Origin of the sequence: Novosphingobium indicum (genome assembly GCF_014645195.1) — a bacterium.
Lineage (GTDB): Bacteria > Pseudomonadota > Alphaproteobacteria > Sphingomonadales > Sphingomonadaceae > Novosphingobium > Novosphingobium indicum.
Genome location: NZ_BMLK01000008.1, coordinates 35,542 through 53,863 on the forward strand (window position 1 = coordinate 35,542; position 18,322 = coordinate 53,863).

Consider the following 18,322-nt stretch of genomic DNA (forward strand, 5'->3'; position numbering starts at 1 on the left):
TGCCGATGCAGCGTGATACCGGCGTCCTTCGACAAGCTCAGGACGAACGGCGCCTGGGCCTTGGTCCCTACTTCTTCGCTTCGGCTTTCTTCTTTTTCATCGCGTCGTGAAAGCGGTCGGCCCAGCCGGGCTTGACCAGCTGTTCGCCGCGCACGAGCCGCAGTTCGCCATCGGCCACATCGCGGGTTACGGCGCTGCCGGCGGCGACGATAGCATCGGCTCCGATCTTGACCGGTGCGATTAGAGCGCTGTTCGAGCCGATGAAGGCACGCTCGCCGATCACGGTCTTGTGTTTGAAATAGCCGTCGTAGTTGCAGGTGATGGTGCCCGCGCCGATGTTGGCGTTGGCACCCACGCTGGCATCGCCCAGGTAGGTCAGGTGGTTGGCCTTGGCGCCTTCACCCAGCACGGCGTTCTTCATCTCGACGAAGTTGCCGATCCTGGCGCCTTCCTTGAGCACCGCACCTGGCCGCAGACGGGCGTATGGGCCGATCGATGTGCCGGTTTCCAATGTCGCGCCTTCGAGGTGCGAGAAGGCATGGATCGTCACATTGTCGGCTATCGATACCCCGGTGCCGAACACTACATTGGGTTCGATGGTGACATCGCGGCCGAGCTGCGTGTCCCAGGCGAAGAAGACGGTTTCCGGCGCGATCAGCGTCACTCCGTCCGCCATGGCCTGCACGCGGCGCTTCTTCTGCCAGCGGGCCTCGGCCTCGGCGAGTTCGCCGCGGCTGTTGATGCCGCCCACTTCGTCTGGATCGTCGGTGACGATCACCGCGCAGTCGCGGCCTTCGAGCGTGGCGATATTGACGATGTCGACGAGGTAGTATTCGCCCTGCGCATTGTCGTTGCCGACCTTGCCGAGCAGATCGAACAGGTCCGCCGACTTCACCGCCATGAGGCCCGAGTTGCACAGACGGCAGGCGCGCTGTTCCTCGTCGGCGTCCTTGTATTCGACCATCATCGCGATCCGGCCGTCATCGTGAGCAAGGACGCGACCGTACTGCAGCGGGTCTTCCGGTTCGAAGCCGAGCACGACCACGGCGGGCGCGTCGGGCGCGTGCAACCGCTCGATCATCGCGCGCATCGTCTCGGTGCGCACGAAAGGCACGTCGCCGTAGAGGATCAGTACGTCGCCGTCGAAGCCGGCCAGCGCCTGTTCCGCCTGCTGCACCGCATGGCCGGTGCCGAGCTGCGGTTCCTGCACGGCGATGGTGGCGCGGTCTCGCAGCGCCTTTTCAAGCTGCTCGCGTCCATGCCCGGCGACCACGACCTCCCGCTCCGGCGTCAGCTTCCGGGCGCTGTCGAGCAAGTGTTCCAACATCGGCCTGCCGGCGATGGGGTGGAGCACCTTGTGCAGGTCGCTCTTCATGCGGGTGCCCTTGCCGGCGGCGAGGACGACTAGGGCGAGAGGCTTACTGGCAGAAGTCATGGGGACCATCTGCCAGCAAAATGTTGCGGTTTCCACACCAAGACTGCACTGGGGCGATCATGACTGCATTTCCTTTCGACATCGTCGGTTTCGACCTCGACGGAACCCTTCTCGACAGCCACGGCGACCTGGCCCACGCGGTGAACCACGCCCTTGCGATCGAGGGCCGCCCGGCGATCCCCGCCGGGGATGTGCGCGATCTGATCGGAGGCGGTGCCAAGAAGATGTTGGCCAAGGCGCTGGAACTGACGGGCGGGGCCGTTCCCGATGCCCGCTTCGACGAACTGCACCAGTCGCTGCTGACGTTCTACGAGAACAATATCGCGGTAGAGACGCAGCTGTTCCCGGGCGGCGAAGAGATGCTCGACGGACTGGCCGAGCGCGGCGTGAAGCTGGCCGTGGTGACCAACAAGCTGGAGCGCTTCGCGGAAAAGATCTTCGCCGAGCTGGGCCTGACCGATCGCTTCTTCACGATCATCGGCGGCGATACGCTGGGCCCAGGCCGCGCCAAGCCACGCCCCGATCTGCTGCACCTGATGCTGGAGCGCTCGGGCGGGGGCACGGCGGCTTATGTCGGCGATACGACCTACGACACCGGCGCTGCCGCAGCTGCGGGATTGCCCTGCGTGGCCGTGAGTTTCGGCTTCAACGACAAGGCTCCGGCGGATCTGGGCGCGGCGAGCGTGATCGACCATTTCGATGAATTGATCCCGGCGCTGCAGCGGCTGGGGTAATCGGAACGACATGGACGATCGTCGTTCGCGAGACGGTGATCTCCCTTTGGAACATTATTGGTATCCGAAAGTTGTAGGATTGGCTGTTCGTCGAACACGACGGCAGAGCCGTTTTCTCGAGGGAGAGCACTTATGTTTCGTTGGGCCATTATCTTCGCCGTCGTCGCTCTTATAGCGGCTCTTTTGGGCTTTGGCGGCGTCGCAGGGCTTTCTGCCGGACTGGCAAAGATTTTCCTGATTGTCGCGGTTGTCATCCTCGTCCTTGGTTTCCTGTTCGGACGCGGTCCTCGGGTGCGCTAGACGGAATCGCCATTCGAGTTTGTCTTGAATTGACCAGGTGTTGTGCGAAGGGCTCTGCTGACAAGCAGGGCCCTTCGAACTGCGTTACCGGGTTCGCACAAATCTTCATTTGCCCCCCACCGCCCCACCGATAACCGTCTCAGGCAAGTGCGATGCCTTGCCTCGCGCGGACGGTCATGCCAGCCCTGAGCCAATAGGTTTTAGTGAGACAAGACATGCCGACACCGGGAGAGAAACTGCGCAGCCTGATCGAGAACGGCGAGCACTTCGTGTGCGGCGATGTGTTTTCGGCGCTGACCGGGCGCATCGTTGAGCATGTCGGCTTTCCCGCGGCCTATCTCGGCGGTCACGCCTGTTCCGCATTCCACTACGCGGTGCCTGACAACGGCGTGTACAGCCAGGTCGAGCAGATCGAGCAGGCCGCGCGCATAGCGCACGTCATGTCGATCCCGCTGATCGCCGATGCCGATACGCTGGGCGAGACAGTGGCCGATGCCTATCACTTCACGCGCCGCTATATTCAGCAGGGCATTGCCGGCTTCCATGTCGAGGACGAGCGCAATCCCAAGCACTCCAAGCACGTCAACGGACTGTGGTCGATCGAGGACCAGCAGGCGCGTATCGATGCCGCCCGACGGGCGCAGCGCGACAGCGGGCAGGACTTCGTGATCATCGCCCGCTGCGACGAACTCTACACCAGCGAAATGGGCGGTGGCGGCACCGGCAGCATGGACGAGGCTGTCAAGCGCGGCCATGCCTACATGGAAGCGGGCGCCGACGTGCTGTTCTACCCGCCGCGTCCCGACTGGGTGCCCGAAGTGGTGAAGGCGCTGGGATCGAAGATCCCGGTCGCGACCATGGGCTTCACGCTGCCCGATACCGCCTTCAACATGGCCACGGGCGGCTGGGTGACGGCCGCCGCGAACCACCTCAAGCTCATGCGCGAGCTCAAGGAGGAAGGCCGCATGCTATCGGGCAATTTCAACTTCCCCGAGAAGTACGAACTGATCGATCACCCGCTCTACGATGGGCTGATCGAGGAGTGGGCCGAAAAGACCGGACGTCCCACGCGCCCGAACCACGCGCCCTGATGGCCGCGCGTATTTGACCGCAGGGGCAATGCTTCTGGCGTTTCACGCGAAGCGACTTGCAGGCACCGCCCTGCAATTATCCTCTCCCCGCCATGACCGGCCCGCAGCCGGCGAGGGGTGCGGGGGCCTACGACAATCTCGAGCCGCGCCCGCCGGCCGAACTCGTCGCGGAATACGAGGACGCCGGTGTTGGCCGCATTCTCCTCGGTGTGCCTGATCTGGAGAACGAGGATGCCTTCGCCATGCTGGAAGACATTGCCGGCGGGATCGGTTTGGGCTGAAAGGTGTCGCTCAGGGCGATCAGGCCAGGTCGGCCTTGTCCGGATACTTGCCCAGCGACAGAAACAGTACGCTCGCGATGGTGAACAGCGGGAAGATGCCCCACAGCACCGCTTCGTAGGTTCCGGTCACATCGTAGATGGCGTTCGCGATCAGCGGCGAGAAGCCGGAGCCGACAGCCGAGAGCGCGCCGATCACGCCGAACAGCGAACCGAACACTCGGTGCGAGAAATAGCGCGTCGTCAGATAGGCGCAGGCATCGTATTCGGCGCCGCTGGCGAGCCCCAGCAGGAAACACGCCGCCATGGCCGCGCCGGGTGACTGATCGGTCGCCAGCAGGACACCCGCCGACAGCATGGCCGCCATGCCGCATCCGGTCGCAACGAGCCGGCCGTCGACAAGGTCGAGCAGGAAGCCGCCCAGCACGCGCCCGGTGATGGTCCCGATACCCAGCAGGCCGGCGATTTCGGCGGCGCGGACCAGCGCGAAGCCTTCCTGCATGAGAATGGGCACGGCGTTGATACCGAGGCCGGTCGCCCCGACCGAATAGATCAGCGCGGACAAGGCCAGACGGATGAAGCGGGGCGAGCGGAACTCGTTCGTGGCCCGCGGCGCAGCGGCGGAGGCATGGGGAGAGGGCTGTTCCTGCCGGGATTTTTCGCCATCCCGGTCGAACAGGAAATAGATCAGCGGATAGGCGATGACGAAGCTCAGCGCGGCAAGGCCGACATAGCCGCCGCGCCAGCCGAACTCCTCGACCAGCTTTGCCGTCAGGACCGGGACGATTGCCGAAGTGATGCCGGTTCCCGAAAGTGCGATGGACATGGCAAGGCCACGGTTCTTGTCGAAGCGCGTGGCGATGGCGGCTGTCCAGACCGTCGGGAAGATGAGCAACAGGGCCAGGGCCAGCACCACGTAGAGCGCCAGCCACGAGATCAGGCTGGGCCCTGCCGTGGAGAGCAGGCCGAGCGCTACGGAAAAGACCGGAATGCCGATCAGTGCAATCCGCCGGGGGCCATACCGGTCGAGGGCCCGCCCGGCTACTGGTGCCATGAGCAGTGTCACGATCGAGGTGACCAGCGGACCTGCCGAAATCTGCGAGCGCGACCAGCCGAATTCCCGCTCGAGCGGTTCGATCATGACACCCAGAGCATAGGAATGGATTGCCACCAGCACCATGCCGAACAGGCACGCGGGCATGATACCACCGAACTGCCGCCATTCCTGCCATGCTATCAGCTGTTTGCTCTCGCCTGTCTTCGTCTTCATGTTCTCGTGGGTTCCGGGGGGCTTGTATCGGGGGCTTCAGGATCAATCGCGAGACCCTAGGTGCCAACATCTTCTATGTATACAATTGTTCTGCAGGCCGCTGAGTGGATCCGCCGAAACCATTGTATTCGGCGGTTTGTGCCTACTTCTGCGCCGGTGTGGATACACCCTCCGGCAGGACCAGCACTTCCAACCCGCTGTTCGGTGTCAGGTAGCGCCGCGCCATGACTTCCAGATCCGCCGGGGTCAGTGCCAGAATGCGCTGCTCCGCCTGTTCGTAGCGGTCGATCCGCTCTGCTTCGGACTGGGCGCGGTCGACCAGCGAAAGCCAGCCGGAGTTGCTCTTGAGTGCGTTGTGCAGCGATTCCAGCAAAGGCTGCCGGGCGCGCTGGAACACGTCGGCACTGACCGGGGCGGTGTTGAGATCCTGCACTACCGTGTGGATCGCCTCGCGCGTTGCGGGAACATCGCGGACGTCGACCGAGGCGTTGACCGAGAACGTGCCGTATCCCTTCCAGTGGCGCGACAGCCAGCTGTTGGCGGAGGGGGAATAGGCCTTGCCCAGAGCTTCGCGCAGGCGGTCGGTCAGCTGCACGCGCATCACGCGTTCGAGCATTTCCAGCGTCAGCGCCGCAACCGGATCGCTGTCATCGCGCGTGGGCCAGGTGATTCGCAGCAAGGCCTGGTCGGCGGGGCCGGTATGGTGGATCACGCGCGGTGAGCGGTCGGCCGTGAAAGTGCGCTGCGGCTGGTCGTCGTAGCTGCGGAAGGTCGGCTCGCGAGGGGGCAGGGCGCCCAGCGTCTTCGCGACAAGCGCAATGGCCCGATCTTCGTCGATATCGCCGACGATGCCCACTTCGATGGCGCCGTGGGCAAGCCGGTCGCCGATGTCGTCGCGCAGCTTGTCGTAGCCGAGCTGGCGATAGTCCTGGAGCGACTGCAGGCTGAAACGCGCATCGTCGTCCGAGATGATGGCGCCAAGATCCGCCTGCAGGGCCGATTGCGGCGTGGCGCGCAGGCGGGCGAAGTAGTTCGTCACCGACTGGCGGTACTGCACTTCGCCTTCGCGGCGATATCCGGGGTCGGTGATCAGCGCCGTCAGCAGATCGAGCTGCAGCGGCAGGTCTCGCGGCGTGGTCCGGGCCCGTTGGGTGAACGTGGCTGCCCCGCGCGAAAGACCGAAGCTGAGCGTGCGCCCCGCGAGAATGGTGTCGAGCGCATCGCGGCTGTGTTTGCCGAGACCGCCTTCATCGAGATAGGGCGCCATCTCGCTCGCGAGGGGATTGGCCCTGGTGTCGAGCATGTCCCCGCCGTCGATGGCGAGGCTGACCAGCACCTTGTCCTTGGCAATGTCGGTGTGCTTCAGGTTCAGCATCACTCCATTGGCGAAACGCACTTCGCGGATGCCGAGGTGTGGATCTCGCGTGTCGCTCACGACCTTACCGGGCTGGCCGAAGTCGGTGTAGCCGAAAGTCATGGAGCCCTCGTCGGCGGCCTTGGCAACGGGCTCCTGCATCAGGTCCTGCCAGGCCTTGCGCAGAGCCTCGCTGCCCCCTTCCGGCGCCTTGCGTCCCTCGAAACGGATGAGCGGTTGATCCAGTGGCACGGCCTCGTGCTTCATGGCCTCCAGAACGGCATCGGGGGTAATCTGCGGCGCGAAGTTCTCGAAGCGCTGCTGCACCGAGGCGGGCGTGGAGGGAATGGTCTCGTCCGCCACCAGCGCCATGGCAGCGCCGGCGAGGGCACGATTGCTGCGGGTGTCGGCGGAGGCCGCGGCATCGGCGATCGACGTGCGGATTTCCGCGAGCTGTTCAGTGACTTCGCCCTTGGTGAAGCCGTAGGCAAGCGCGCGCCGGTATTCGCGCACCGCTGCCTGAAGCCCGCGCTGCCAGTGGCCATCCACAGCATCGATGATCAGCCGCGAGGAACGCCCCGCTTCGAAGATGTTGCCGGTGCCGAACCCTGCGCCCCGAAAGGGGGGCTCGGCGGTGCGGGCAAGGCGCCGCAGCCGGCGGTTGATGATGGCATAGCCGATGTTGCGCAGGAGGTTCTGCTGGCGCTCGACCACGGAATCGGGCTGATCGAGATAGGGGCCGTTGCGCAGGACGGTCACGCGTTCGGAAAGGGCGGGGTCGATGTAGACTTCGGTCCGTCCACTGTCGTCGCTGGCGACGGGACCGGCACCGGGTTGCGCTTCGGCGTCAGGGCCGGACCAGTCGTTGAAATGGCGGATGATGCCTGCTTCGACCGCGCCGACGTCGAAGTCGCCGATGACGATGAGCGTGACGTTCCCCGGCACGTATTCGCGGGTGTAGAAGGCGCGCAGCGACGCGCTGGTGGCTGCGTTGAGCGTTTCGGTCGTGCCGATGGGAAAGCGCCGGGCATAGCGGGCCTGGGGGTAGAAGAACTGCGTCGAATCGAGGCTGTTGCGATAGTCCCATGTGTTGCGGTCGCGCATTTCCGAGAGGATCACGCCGCGCTCGCGGTCGACGGCGCCCTGGGTAATCGTGAGGTTGCTCGCGGTTTCGCGCATCAGCATCAGTGCGGTGTCCAGCAGGATGTGATCGGAGCGCGGCAGGTCCAGCTTGTAGACGGTCCGCTCGAAGCTGGTCGAGGCGTTGGTATCGGCGCCGAAGGCGAGCCCGTCGCGCTCCAGCAGCTTGACCATTTCGCCTTCGGGCACACGCTTGGAGCCGTTGAAGGCCATGTGCTCGACGAAATGGGCATATCCCAGTTCACTGTCGGTCTCGTCGAGCGATCCCGCGTTCACGACCATGCGCACCACGGCGGTGCCGGCAGGCGTCGCGTTGTGGCGCACGATGTAGCGCATGCCATTGTCCAGCCTTCCGAAGCGGAAGTCCGGATCGACGGGAATGTCGCTGTTCTCGAAAGCCCAGGAACTGTCTTGGGGAACTTGCTTCGCGGCCAGCGGCGTGGGGGCCAGCGCCACGAGGACGGCAATCAGAAAACCTCTCATTGCCGAACACCTGCCCGAGAGGGATCAGGATAACAACCGTGTAATGCCACCTCCCCATCGCTTCGCGACAGGGAGGATTATGCAGTGCTTATTTGCCGCGCAGCTTGCGGTGCTTGGACAAGTCGAAGACCTCGCTCGGCCCGTTATCGTCCTGCAGCAGGCCGAGACGGCGCGCGACTTCCTGATAGGCTTCTTCCTCGCCGCCCAGATCGCGGCGGAAACGGTCCTTGTCGAGCTTTTCGCCAGTGACCATGTCCCACAGGCGGCAGCCGTCGGGGCTGATTTCGTCGGCGAGGATCACGCGGCTGAAATCGCCGTCCCAGATGCGGCCGAATTCGAGCTTGAAGTCGATCAGGCGAATGTTGATCGCCGCGAACATGCCGCACAGGAAGTCGTTCACGCGGATCGCCATGTCGGCGATGTCCTGCATCTCGTCGTGCCCGGCCCAGCCGAAGCAGCGGATGTGCTCTTCGGCAACCAGCGGATCGCCCAGCGCATCGTCCTTGTAGCAGTATTCGATCAGCGTGTGCGGCAGCATGTCGCCTTCGGGAATGCCGAGCCGCTTGGAAATCGAACCGGCGGCGACGTTGCGCACCACCACCTCGATCGGGATGATCTCGACCTGCCGCACGAGCTGCTCGCGCATGTTCAGGCGGCGGATGAAGTGGTTGGGCACGCCGATGTGGTTAAGGCGCGTGAAGACGTACTCGCTGATGCGGTTGTTGATCACGCCCTTGCCCTGGATCGTGCCCTTTTTCTGCGCGTTGAACGCAGTGGCATCGTCCTTGAAGTACTGGATCAGCGTACCGGGTTCCGGACCCTCGTAGAGGATCTTGGCCTTGCCTTCGTAGATCTGGCGGCGACGGGACATGGGTTTCGTCCTTCAAACGTCAAAAAGAGCAAACCCCGGCCCAGTCGAGTCGCGGGCGACTGCACGGGCCGGGGCAATTGGGCGGGCATATAGTGCAAGCCGGGTCAAAAGCAAACTGCGCGCACTGCTCTTGGTGGACACCAGCCGATTGTGCAAGGTGCCCCCGGACAAAAGGAGACAGAGTGTGGGAGAGAATGCGCCGGATACCGTCGAGGACTGGATTGCGCGGGTCGTGGGGCACCCGGCCGTCTCGGACTGGGTGACCGTCGGTCAGGAGATGATCACCGGCTTCGCCGACGTGACGCGCGACTGGAATTTCCTGCATGTCGATGAAGAAGCAGCCAGCGCCGCCGGCATGGACCGGACCATCGCGCATGGCTTCCTGACGCTCTCGCTGATGTCGCCGATGCGGATGAATGCCGGGCTCCTGCCGTGCCCCGGCCTCAAGATGGCGATGAACTACGGTCTGGATGCCGTGCGCTTTCTGGCGCCGGTCTATGCGGGCGATCGTATCCGGGGGCATTTCACCACCGAGGAGATTGTCGAGGCGCAGCCCGGCCGGTATCGCGAGCGGCTCAAGGCCAGCTTGGAGATCGAGGGGCAGGAAAAGCCTGCGCTCGTTGCGACCTGGCTGGCGCTGTACGTGACCTGAGGAGCCGCAGTTCGCATGACCGTTACCGTCCGCGCCCTGACCGGAAAGCAGATAAAGGCCGCGATGGACGATCTCGCGGCGCTGCGCATGACGGTCTTCGCCGAGTGGCCCTATCTCTACGATGGCGATGCTGCCTATGAGGTGGAATACCTGCGCGAGTTTCTTGAGGCGCCCGATGGCATTCTGGTTGCGGCCTGCGATGGGGACCGGATCGTCGGTGCAGCAACGGCCTCACCCATGCACGCGCAGAAAGCCGAGTTCCGCCAGCCCTTCGAAGCGCGGGGCATCGATATCGCGCGGCTCTTCTATTTCGGCGAATCCGTGCTCCTTCCGGAGTATCGCGGGCAGGGGGTCGGCCATGCCTTCTTCGACCATCGCGAGGCGCAGGCACGCAAGTGCGGGGCGGAAGCGGCGACGTTTGCAGCGGTCATTCGTCCCGAGGATCATCCCTACCGCCCGGCGGATTATGTTCCGCTCGACGCCTTCTGGCGAAAGCGCGGTTACGCGCCGGCGGAAGGGTTTGTGACCACGTTCGAGTGGAAGGATCACCGCGACGCGGAGGAAACCTCCAAACCCATGCAGTACTGGATGCGGCGTTTCTAATTGCGTTCCTGCAACAGCGCCTCGACAAGGTTTTGCGCGGCTTCGCTGACCTGGTGCCACGTCACTTCGAAGCCTTCCGGTCCGCCGAAGTAGGGATCCTCCACGTCCTGCCCCGCCATTCCGGGAATGTGGTCGAGCAGCAGCGATAGCCGCGCGCGGGATTGCGCCGGTTCGATCCTGCGCAGATCTGCAAGGTTCGACTGGTCGAGCGCAATGATCCTGTCGAAGCGCGTAAAGTCCTTCGGGCCGACCTGCCGGGCGCGATAGGCGCCGATATCGATGCCATGGCGCAGCGCCTCGGCGCGCGAGCGCGGATCCGGGCACTTGCCGATGTGCCATGAGCCGGTTCCGGCGGAATCGACAATGACATCGAGGTCCGCTTCTTGTGCATGATGCCGCAAGGCGGCTTCGGCGAGCGGCGAGCGACAGATGTTGCCGAGGCATACGAACAGGACGGAAGGAGAGGGGATCTGATCGGGCATGCCAGCACATCTAGACGCCGGTGATCCCTGCGTCACCTGCCCGAAGGGGCGAGTGCGCTTGTAGCGTAAAAGCCGCCCTGCAAATCACGGTAAATTTTACGTTATCCCAGTTTGATAAGAGAGCGGAGACGTTCGCCAGACCAATATCACGCAGGGTTTCCTTAAGGATTGGAGGGTAGTTCAGGTGTTGAACACCCTCCATCCGGGCGGGTGGGGCTGGTTAACCGATGCGCAAGATCATGAGAATCCTAAGTGGTATTCGTCGTGACACGGCGGGTAATATCTTGCCGATCGCCGCGGTCGGCGCCGTCGTCGCGTCGATTATCGTCGGCTCTGCGGTCGACCTCAGCCGCGCCTATCGCGTGAAGAACCAGCTTCAGGCGGCCTGCGACGCGGGCGTCCTTGCCGGTCGCCGGACGGTCTTGACCAATGGGTTCGATAAGCCAGCCAAGGACGCGGCCGAAGACTACTTCGAAACCAACTTCGCAAGCAGCAACAACGAAACCCGCTCGACGGCGACGTTCGTGGCGAGTTCCGACGATAACGGGAATACCGTCAAGGGCGTCGCCAAGACGGTGCTCGACACGGCTATCATGCGCCTGTTCGGGTTCAACAACTTCGCGCTGGAGGCCACCTGCACCTCGTCTATGGGGGTGGGCAATTCCGACGTCGTCATGGTGCTCGACAACACCGGGTCGATGGGCAGCAACCTGAGCTACAGCGAGACGCGCCTCGAAGCCCTGCAGGGCGCGATGAAGAATTTCTACACGACGCTCTCGAATGCGACGAACGGCACCAGCGCGCGCATCCGGTATGGCTTCGTGCCCTACAGCACGTCGGTCAATGTAGGCCGCATGCTGTATGATCTCAATCCAGACTACATCGCGGACAAGTTCTATTATTCGTCGCGTAAAGCGGTCTACACGACCGAGACCAATACCACCGAAACGGCGGCCGGAACCACGTATGGCGGTCCCGATTATATCAACTACCAGACCGTCGGCTCGTGGCAGGATTACCAGTCGGGCTACTACCCGCAGTCCAGTTGCGAAAACAACAAGATCCCGGTGACCAGCACCTATGCGGACTATGGTTCATCTTCGACGTCCACATCGACATCGACGAACGGATCGGGTCAGAAAGTCAACACGACAACCACAACCCAGCGACAGGTCCAGATCACCGGCGTACGGTGTACGGGGTACACAGCGTACTATTACGGCTGGCCCTACACGGCCTACAAGATGCAGGTGACGTACAAGTCGCGTGACAAGGTGACCTACAAGAACGACCTGTTCAATATCACCACGACCGAGACCAAGAAGTTCGATCACTTCGACTACAAACCGGCGGTCGAGTACGATACCAGCACCTACAAGACCTTCACCTCCGTCTCGGCTCCGACGGGCGATACCCCAAAAGGGGCTGCGACGGTGACGCCGGTGTATTCGACCTGGAATGGTTGCATACATGAGCGCAAGACGGTGGCGCAGTCCAGCTTCAGCTATTCATCGGTCTACGGGATATCGCCGACGGGTGCGCGCGACCTCGACATCGACTCCGCTCCCGATGTCTACGACGAGGACACGAAGTGGGCGCCGATGTGGCCGGAGGTTGTCTATACACGCGAGGTGATCGAACGAGATAGTTGGGGGCAGCCTAAAACAGATAAGTGGGGCCGGGTTATCGCTAAGGATACTTACGGCACCGGTGACTACGGAACCCGTCCATCCTCGCCCTGTCCGGCGGCTGCGCAGGGTCTGAAGGAAATGACCCAGAGCCAGTTCAACACTTATGCCAATTCGCTGTCGGCTACGGGCAACACCTATCTCGACATCGGCATGATCTGGGGCGGGCGCCTGCTTTCGCCCGACGGCATCTTCTCCAGCACCGTCAATTCGCCGCCGGCGAATGGTGGCGAAGTGTCCCGCCACATCGTGTTCATGACCGACGGCGTGATGGAGCCGAACAAGTCGGTGAACCAGGCGTGGGGTCTGGAATGGTGGGATCGAAAGGTCACCTCCGACGGCAGCAGCGGCGATACCGCGCGCCACACGTCGCGCTTCCTCGCCTCGTGCGAAGCGATCAAGGACAAGGGCATCCGGATCTGGGTGATTGCCTTTACGTCCGGCCTCTCTGACGACCTCAAGGCTTGCGCATCCGACAATAGCTCCTTTACCGCAGCCGACTCGAGCCAGCTCAATGCGGCGTTCCAGGAGATCGCCAAGCAGGTCGGCGAGCTGAGAATTACGCAATGATCGCGGAATCGCTCCGGGTCGGGTGGCAGCGCGCGCGGGCGGTGCTGCGGCAGTGCCGCGACGATCGGCGGGGCGTGACCATCGTCGAGTTCGCTATGGCGGCCCCGGTGCTGATCATCCTTCTGCTCGGTATCTTCGACCTTGCGCAGATGGCCTACGTCAGTGCCGCGCTGCACGGCGCGGTTCAGCGCGCGGCGCGTGACAGTGCCATTGAATCGGCGGATACCGCGACGCAGGACAAGTTCATCGAGACTCTCGTTCGACGCGCCGCTCCGGCCGCCACGGTAACGACCAAGCGCAAGAGCTACTACGACTTTGCCAATATCGAGCAGCCGGAAGCCTGGAACGACGCCAACAACAACGGTGTCTGCGACAATTCCGAGAGCTACACCGACGAGAACAAGAACGGTCACTGGGATGCGGACGTCGGCAAGAGCGGCAACGGCGGTGCGAACGACGTCGTCGTTTACACGGTTGATGTCACGTACAAGCCGCTTTTTCCGATCCCCTGGGTGGATGGCAGTGGAAATAACCGTACGCTCAGTGCCAGCGCCGTTCGAAAGAACCAGCCGTTTGCGCTTCAGGGCAGCAAGGGTTCTGCAGCGGGAACATGCAGTTGAGCGCGGGCGGACTGACACCTAGCCGTATCCGGCAGGTATTGTGCCGCCGGGCGATCTGCACCGGCAGGTTCGCCCGCAGGCTGCGCCACGACAACAGCGGTGTATCGCTGCTGGAACTGGCTCTGTCGCTGCCCTTCCTGCTGACCCTTGGCCTCTACGGCACCGAAATGGCCTATATGGCCACCGTGAACATGCAGGTCGGCGAGATCGCGATCTCTGTGGCCGACAATGCCTCGCGTCTTGGCCAGACCGACAACAGCTCGGTGACGCCGACAGTCACCGAAGCGCAGATCGATTCCGTGATGATCGGCGCGCTCTTCGAAGGCGATGCCTTCGACTTCAAGAAGAATGGACGCATCATTCTTTCGAGCCTGGAAAAGGATTCTATCACCGGCAAGCAGTACATCCACTGGCAGCGTTGCACCGGCGATCTCGATCGCGATTCCACCTACGGCCCGGCAGGTACCGGTCTCTCGGTACTCACGCTGCCGGGCATGGGGCCGGCCAGCAACAAGATAACGGCCAACAGCAGTTCGGCGGTGATGTTCGTGGAGGTGTTCTACGATTATCAGCCGCTGTTCGGTACGATGTTCGCAGGCGACACCGTGTTTCACCGCGAAGCCGCCTTCATCATCAGAGACGATCGCAACCTGACATCCGGCGTTACCGGATCGGGCGGCAATTCCTCCTGCAGCTGATCGCAGAGGCGGTGCGCTAGGGCGATCAATCCGCCTCTTTGCGGTTCGGGGTCTTTGCTACCGCTGTCGCTGCCTTCATCCTGCCTCTCAATACGATAAACGGGAGAGGAGGCAGCCATGCTCGAAGCGGATACGATCATTGCCGATGCCGAGGCGCGCGTCGGCATGGCGGACAGCGACGCCGGGATAGGCGGCAACCTGCAAAGGCTGGTCTTTGCGCTCAATCGGGATTTTCCGATGTCCGAGCAGGGCGAGGCCTCGGTCCGCGATGCCCTGCTGCGCGACACGCTCAATCGGCTGGAAGCCCTGAAGTGGCTCCGCGACTATCCCGAGATCGCCGAGGAGCCGATTGCTGAGCCGGTATTCCTGATGGGGCTGCCGCGGTCGGGCACGACCTATTTCCAGTACCTTTTCGACCGCGACCCGCGATTCCGGCTGATCCGGACATGGGAATCGGTCATGCCGTCACCGCCTCCGGGTTATGATGCGAAATCGGTGGAGAAACGCCGGGCCCTGTTCTCGAAGATGCAGAAGCAGCGCCCCCACTTCGAGGGCTTCGAGGCCCTCCATCTCTATGACGAGGACGGGTCGGACGAATGTCACGCCTTCATGGAGCAGAGCTTCGGCGCGGCCGGCCTGCACAACCTCTACCGCGTTCCCGGCTATTTCGACTACCTGCTGGATGAGGCCGATCTGGTCGAGGCCTACCGCATCCACAAACGCCAGTTGCAGTTGCTCCAGTGGCGATCACAGCCCAAACCGTGGGCTCTCAAGTACCCCAACCACGTCGCCGGGCTCGATGCGATCCTGCAGGTCTATCCCGATGCGCGCATGGTTATGACTCACCGCGATCCGGTGCAAACGCTGGCCTCGATCGCCAAGATGACGTTCAATCTGCGCTCGATGCGGGCCGCCGGTCCGCTCGACAAACACGAGGTCGGGCGGGACATGCTGCACTTCGTCGGGCGCCATATCGACCGGATCATGGCCTTCGATGCTGGCCCCGATGGCGGAAAAGTCGTGCATGTCGACTACTATGCGCTGGTGGCTGATCCGGTGGGCGAGATGCGTGCGATCCACCGCGGGATCGGCATCGACACACCCGATGCGGTGGCTGGCGCGGTTGCGGATTGGCATGCCGCCAATCCCAAGAATGCCCGCGGCCGCAACGAGTACACGCTGGCCGAATACGGTATCGATGAAGACGCAGCGCTCGCCCGGTTCGCGCCCTACATGGAGCGGTTTGCGATCCCGCGTGAGGCTGACGGACTGGCGCGGCTGGGGGCTGCATGACCCGCCCCGGGCGGGGTGTTTGACCGGCGTCGATGTACGCCAGCGGAAAACCTTTAAGACATGCGCTGACAAGTCGCGGCGCGGCTGTGGCCGTACCATGAGCGTAACAGTCCGCACTCTTTTCAAGCTAAGGATCCGCGAATGGCCAGCATCCCGTCCTCGTCGCTGGAGGCAGCTCCGCCCGTAAAGACCGCCGCGGCGTGGCGGGGGGACGAGCTCGAAAAGACGGGCGAGTGGATCTACCTCCTTTCCGACGACCAGGTGGCCGAACTCGAGGCGCTGGGCGAGCGGTTCCTGGCCGAAAACCCGGATCTGCGCACGGTGCAGGCCGAGGACTATCCGCTTGTCGCCTGCGCCGATGCGGTCAAGGAATGGGGCAGCGATGTCGACTTCGGGCGGGGTTTCGTGCTTGTTCGCGGGCTGCGCACGCATCTCTACTCGGACGCGCTGTCCTCGGCGATCTACTACATTCTCGGCCTGCACATGGGCGATCCCATCCGGCAGAACGAGATGGGCGACCTGATCGACCACGTCTACGCGACGTCGGACAAGACCATGGACGATCCTACCGCGCTGTCCGCCAAGGTGCGCGACAAGCTGGTCTATCACTCCGATAGCTCTGACGTCGTGGCGCTGATGTGCCTGCGTCCGGCGAAAGAAGGCGGCCTGTCCTGCCTCGTGTCCGGCGCGCAGATCTACAACGAGATTCTCGAGCGCCGGCCCGATCTCGCGCCGCTGCTGCTCGAACCGTTCCACTGGGACTGGCGCCGGCAGGATCACAACGCACCGGCCGATACCTATACTTCGCCCATCGTCAGCCTCGTCGACGGGGTGTTCTCGATGTACGCGGGCTCGCTCTACATCCTCACCGCGCAGGAATACGAGGGCGTGCCCAAACTGACGCCCGAACAGATCGAGGTTCTCGAGCTCTTCGACACGATCACATATGAAGAGGGTATGGCCATCGCGATGGACTTCCGTCCCGGTGACATCCAGTGGCTTTCGAACTACGCCGCGCTCCATGCCCGCACGACCTTCTGGGACTGGCCGGAACCGCAGCGGCGCCGCCACTTGCTGCGCCTGTGGCTGAGCCGCGAAACCGACCGGCCGGTTGCGCCCGGCTTTGGCAAGAACGGCGTGGTGCAGCATCGCTCCGCGCCGCGCGGCGGGGCCGAGGAGCATCCCGAAGGCCACTTCGATATCTACTCGGTCTCGGTGCCGCGCCTGCTTTCTTGAGGCCGCGTTGGCGCTGCTCGCTCAGAGCAGCGCCAGTACCTCGTCGGTCGTTTTCACATCCGCGAAATTGAGCCGCAGGTTGAGCAGCGCGGCGTTGTGTTCGGCGTCTGTCACGGCCGCGCAGGCATCGGCTACGACGATCACCTTGTAGCCGCGCATGTTTCCTTCGCGGGCCGTCGATTCCACGCAGACATTGGTGAGGGTGCCGACGAGCACAAGCATCTCGATGCCGTGCAGTTCGAGCACTTTGGCCAGGGCTCCGGCGGGGCAGGAAAAGGCGCCGTAGCGGAACTTGTCCAGCACCAGATCGTCATGCCCCTTGGCCATGACCGGGTGAATACCCTGCGAATCCGCGCCCGCCTGGAGGGCTTCCACCGCGCGCAGGACGAAGGGATCGGACATGTCGTATTGCCATTCCGGCATCGCCACATGCGGTGCATCGCCCACGGTCTGGCGTGTCCAGATCACCCGCGCGCCAGCATCGCGCATGGCCTTGGCCAGAAGGTTGATCGGCGCCATGACGTCACGGGCATGTTCGTTGCCGAAGACCTCGTCCTCGGCAACGAACACCGACTGCATGTCCACCACGACGAAGGCCGTACGTGCCGGATCGATGCGGTCGAAGGTGTTGTAGCCTTTGCCGCGTTCCACTGCCCAGTCGGGCAGGTCGATGCGATGCATCAGGCGTCCTCGAAGGCAATGGACAGCGAGAGATCGCGCCATTGCTCGATCTGCGCCGAGACGAAGGCGTGCTGGTCCGTGGCGTAGTGCAGGGCATCCTCGCCGAGGAAGAGATTAAGCGGCGGTTCGGGCGCATCGAGCGCCGTCAGGATCGCCATCGCGGCCCGGTCGGGATCGCCCTTTTCCTTGCCGGCGTTCTCGGTGAGGCTGCGGCGCGCGAAATGGGCAACGCTGTCGTAGTCGGCGATGTCCTTCTCGGCGAGGCGCAGGCCGGCAGCCGCAAACTCGGTCCGCATGCCGCCGGGGGCGACATTGGTGACGCGGATGTTCATCGGCGCCACTTCCTGCGCGAGCGTCTGGCCAAGGCATTCCAGCGCATACTTGCTGGCGCCGTAGGTTGCAGTGCCGGCCCAGGGAGCGTGGCCGCTGACCGAGGTCACGTTGACGATGTGCCCGGCCCGTCGTGCGCGCATGACCGGCAGGATGGCCTGCATCATGCGCATCGCGCCGAAGACGTTGATGTCGAACAGCGCCTTTGCGTCCTCGATGGAGACTTCCTCGATCGCCCCGATCAGACCGTAGCCGGCATTGTTGACGAGGTAGTCGATACTGCCGGTAAGCTCTTCTGCGCGGGTGACGGCGTCGTGAACAGAACCCTCGTCGCGCAGGTCGACCTGGATCAGGTGGGCACGGCCTGGCGCCATGCCCGTGAACCCGGCATCCTCGGCCTGTCGTGAGGTGCCGACGACCGTGTCGCCGCGTGCGAGCGCTGCCTTGGCGAGGGCCCGGCCCAGACCTGCACCGATTCCCGTGATGAGCCAGCTTTTCATTATCGTACCCTCC

The 18,322-nt window shown here is 63.4% G+C and carries 18 protein-coding genes; 11 read left to right on the plus strand and 7 right to left on the minus strand.

Annotated elements, in window-relative coordinates:
• Positions 1–67: 67 nt before the first annotated feature.
• Positions 68–1,435 (minus strand): bifunctional UDP-N-acetylglucosamine diphosphorylase/glucosamine-1-phosphate N-acetyltransferase GlmU, encoded by a 1,368-nt coding sequence (gene glmU, locus IEX64_RS09770; protein ID WP_188819484.1) that lies wholly within the window; start codon positions 1,433–1,435, stop codon positions 68–70.
• 59 nt (positions 1,436–1,494) lie between these two features.
• On the opposite strand from glmU, the gene IEX64_RS09775 reads away from it, so the two are divergent.
• The 4 genes from IEX64_RS09775 (at position 1,495) to IEX64_RS09790 (ending at position 3,841) form a co-directional block, all read left to right on the plus strand.
• A complete protein-coding gene (locus IEX64_RS09775; protein WP_188819485.1) occupies positions 1,495–2,169 on the plus strand; it encodes an HAD-IA family hydrolase in 675 nt (224 codons plus the stop codon).
• Positions 2,170–2,301: 132 nt separating this feature from the next.
• A complete protein-coding gene (locus IEX64_RS09780; protein WP_188819486.1) occupies positions 2,302–2,469 on the plus strand; it encodes a DUF1328 domain-containing protein in 168 nt (55 codons plus the stop codon).
• A gap of 215 nt (positions 2,470–2,684) precedes the next feature.
• Positions 2,685–3,560 (plus strand): isocitrate lyase/PEP mutase family protein, encoded by an 876-nt coding sequence (locus tag IEX64_RS09785; protein WP_188819487.1) that lies wholly within the window; start codon positions 2,685–2,687, stop codon positions 3,558–3,560.
• Between the two features lie 92 nt (positions 3,561–3,652).
• Positions 3,653–3,841 (plus strand): hypothetical protein, encoded by a 189-nt coding sequence (locus tag IEX64_RS09790; protein ID WP_188819488.1) that lies wholly within the window; start codon positions 3,653–3,655, stop codon positions 3,839–3,841.
• A 19-nt stretch (positions 3,842–3,860) separates the two neighbouring features.
• Here IEX64_RS09790 and IEX64_RS09795 read toward each other — a convergent pair whose 3' ends face one another.
• The 3 genes from IEX64_RS09795 to purC all read right to left on the minus strand — a co-directional run bounded on the left by IEX64_RS09795 (position 3,861) and on the right by purC (position 8,956).
• Entirely contained in the window at positions 3,861–5,108 is a 1,248-nt protein-coding gene (locus IEX64_RS09795) for an MFS transporter (RefSeq protein WP_188819489.1), read from the minus strand.
• 142 nt (positions 5,109–5,250) lie between these two features.
• Positions 5,251–8,085, minus strand: coding sequence for a M16 family metallopeptidase (locus IEX64_RS09800; protein WP_188819490.1), 2,835 nt, complete (start codon positions 8,083–8,085; stop codon positions 5,251–5,253).
• An 88-nt stretch (positions 8,086–8,173) separates the two neighbouring features.
• Positions 8,174–8,956, minus strand: a complete 783-nt coding sequence (gene purC, locus IEX64_RS09805; RefSeq protein ID WP_188819491.1) for a phosphoribosylaminoimidazolesuccinocarboxamide synthase — start codon at positions 8,954–8,956, stop codon at positions 8,174–8,176.
• A 184-nt stretch (positions 8,957–9,140) separates the two neighbouring features.
• On the opposite strand from purC, the gene IEX64_RS09810 reads away from it, so the two are divergent.
• Together IEX64_RS09810 and IEX64_RS09815 are read left to right on the plus strand one after the other, a co-directional pair.
• Entirely contained in the window at positions 9,141–9,608 is a 468-nt protein-coding gene (locus IEX64_RS09810) for a MaoC family dehydratase (RefSeq protein ID WP_229710174.1), read from the plus strand.
• Positions 9,609–9,623: 15 nt separating this feature from the next.
• Complete coding sequence (locus IEX64_RS09815; protein ID WP_188819493.1) at positions 9,624–10,211, plus strand: GNAT family N-acetyltransferase; 588 nt, start codon at positions 9,624–9,626, stop codon at positions 10,209–10,211.
• On the opposite strand, the gene IEX64_RS09820 is transcribed toward IEX64_RS09815, so the two are convergent.
• Positions 10,208–10,693 (minus strand): low molecular weight protein-tyrosine-phosphatase, encoded by a 486-nt coding sequence (locus tag IEX64_RS09820; protein WP_188819494.1) that lies wholly within the window; start codon positions 10,691–10,693, stop codon positions 10,208–10,210. The two genes, IEX64_RS09815 and IEX64_RS09820, sit on opposite strands and share 4 nt — an antisense overlap.
• Before the next feature lie 284 nt (positions 10,694–10,977).
• Between IEX64_RS09820 and IEX64_RS09825 the strand changes: the two genes are divergently transcribed.
• The 5 genes from IEX64_RS09825 to IEX64_RS09845 all read left to right on the plus strand — a co-directional run bounded on the left by IEX64_RS09825 (position 10,978) and on the right by IEX64_RS09845 (position 16,798).
• Positions 10,978–12,951: a Tad domain-containing protein gene (locus IEX64_RS09825; protein ID WP_229710175.1), complete on the plus strand. Its 1,974-nt coding sequence runs from the start codon at positions 10,978–10,980 to the stop codon at positions 12,949–12,951.
• Positions 12,948–13,571 carry a TadE/TadG family type IV pilus assembly protein gene (locus IEX64_RS09830; protein ID WP_188819496.1) on the plus strand — a complete coding sequence of 208 codons (624 nt, stop codon included), beginning with the start codon at positions 12,948–12,950 and terminating at the stop codon, positions 13,569–13,571. The genes IEX64_RS09825 and IEX64_RS09830 overlap by 4 nt, the downstream gene beginning before the upstream one ends.
• Entirely contained in the window at positions 13,562–14,269 is a 708-nt protein-coding gene (locus IEX64_RS09835; protein WP_229710176.1) for a TadE/TadG family type IV pilus assembly protein, read from the plus strand. Before IEX64_RS09830 ends, IEX64_RS09835 begins: the two co-directional genes overlap by 10 nt.
• 117 nt (positions 14,270–14,386) lie before the next feature.
• On the plus strand, positions 14,387–15,562 hold the full coding sequence (locus tag IEX64_RS09840; protein WP_188819497.1) for a sulfotransferase family protein: 1,176 nt from the start codon (positions 14,387–14,389) through the stop codon (positions 15,560–15,562).
• A gap of 141 nt (positions 15,563–15,703) precedes the next feature.
• On the plus strand, positions 15,704–16,798 hold the full coding sequence (locus IEX64_RS09845; RefSeq protein ID WP_188819498.1) for a TauD/TfdA family dioxygenase: 1,095 nt from the start codon (positions 15,704–15,706) through the stop codon (positions 16,796–16,798).
• A 21-nt stretch (positions 16,799–16,819) separates the two neighbouring features.
• Here the strand turns inward: IEX64_RS09845 and IEX64_RS09850 are convergent, their stop codons facing one another.
• Together IEX64_RS09850 and IEX64_RS09855 are read right to left on the minus strand one after the other, a co-directional pair.
• On the minus strand, positions 16,820–17,479 hold the full coding sequence (locus IEX64_RS09850; protein WP_188819499.1) for a cysteine hydrolase family protein: 660 nt from the start codon (positions 17,477–17,479) through the stop codon (positions 16,820–16,822).
• The gene (locus tag IEX64_RS09855) at positions 17,479–18,309 is read right to left on the minus strand and encodes an oxidoreductase (RefSeq protein WP_188819500.1); all 831 of its coding nucleotides are present in this window, start codon (positions 18,307–18,309) and stop codon (positions 17,479–17,481) included. The genes IEX64_RS09850 and IEX64_RS09855 overlap by 1 nt, the downstream gene beginning before the upstream one ends.
• Positions 18,310–18,322 lie beyond the last annotated feature (13 nt).

Coding starts and splice junctions, on each gene's coding strand:
- IEX64_RS09800 (WP_188819490.1), bottom strand. CDS start 8,085: ATGAGAGGTTTTCTGATTGCCGTCCTCGTGGCGCTGGCCCCCACGCCG.
- IEX64_RS09815 (WP_188819493.1), top strand. CDS start 9,624: ATGACCGTTACCGTCCGCGCCCTGACCGGAAAGCAGATAAAGGCCGCG.
- IEX64_RS09835 (WP_229710176.1), top strand. CDS start 13,562: ATGCAGTTGAGCGCGGGCGGACTGACACCTAGCCGTATCCGGCAGGTA.
- IEX64_RS09840 (WP_188819497.1), top strand. CDS start 14,387: ATGCTCGAAGCGGATACGATCATTGCCGATGCCGAGGCGCGCGTCGGC.
- purC (WP_188819491.1), bottom strand. CDS start 8,956: ATGTCCCGTCGCCGCCAGATCTACGAAGGCAAGGCCAAGATCCTCTAC.
- IEX64_RS09820 (WP_188819494.1), bottom strand. CDS start 10,693: ATGCCCGATCAGATCCCCTCTCCTTCCGTCCTGTTCGTATGCCTCGGC.
- IEX64_RS09855 (WP_188819500.1), bottom strand. CDS start 18,309: ATGAAAAGCTGGCTCATCACGGGAATCGGTGCAGGTCTGGGCCGGGCC.
- IEX64_RS09780 (WP_188819486.1), top strand. CDS start 2,302: ATGTTTCGTTGGGCCATTATCTTCGCCGTCGTCGCTCTTATAGCGGCT.
- IEX64_RS09795 (WP_188819489.1), bottom strand. CDS start 5,108: ATGAAGACGAAGACAGGCGAGAGCAAACAGCTGATAGCATGGCAGGAA.
- glmU (WP_188819484.1), bottom strand. CDS start 1,435: ATGACTTCTGCCAGTAAGCCTCTCGCCCTAGTCGTCCTCGCCGCCGGC.
- IEX64_RS09775 (WP_188819485.1), top strand. CDS start 1,495: ATGACTGCATTTCCTTTCGACATCGTCGGTTTCGACCTCGACGGAACC.
- IEX64_RS09830 (WP_188819496.1), top strand. CDS start 12,948: ATGATCGCGGAATCGCTCCGGGTCGGGTGGCAGCGCGCGCGGGCGGTG.
- IEX64_RS09790 (WP_188819488.1), top strand. CDS start 3,653: ATGACCGGCCCGCAGCCGGCGAGGGGTGCGGGGGCCTACGACAATCTC.
- IEX64_RS09850 (WP_188819499.1), bottom strand. CDS start 17,479: ATGCATCGCATCGACCTGCCCGACTGGGCAGTGGAACGCGGCAAAGGC.
- IEX64_RS09785 (WP_188819487.1), top strand. CDS start 2,685: ATGCCGACACCGGGAGAGAAACTGCGCAGCCTGATCGAGAACGGCGAG.
- IEX64_RS09845 (WP_188819498.1), top strand. CDS start 15,704: ATGGCCAGCATCCCGTCCTCGTCGCTGGAGGCAGCTCCGCCCGTAAAG.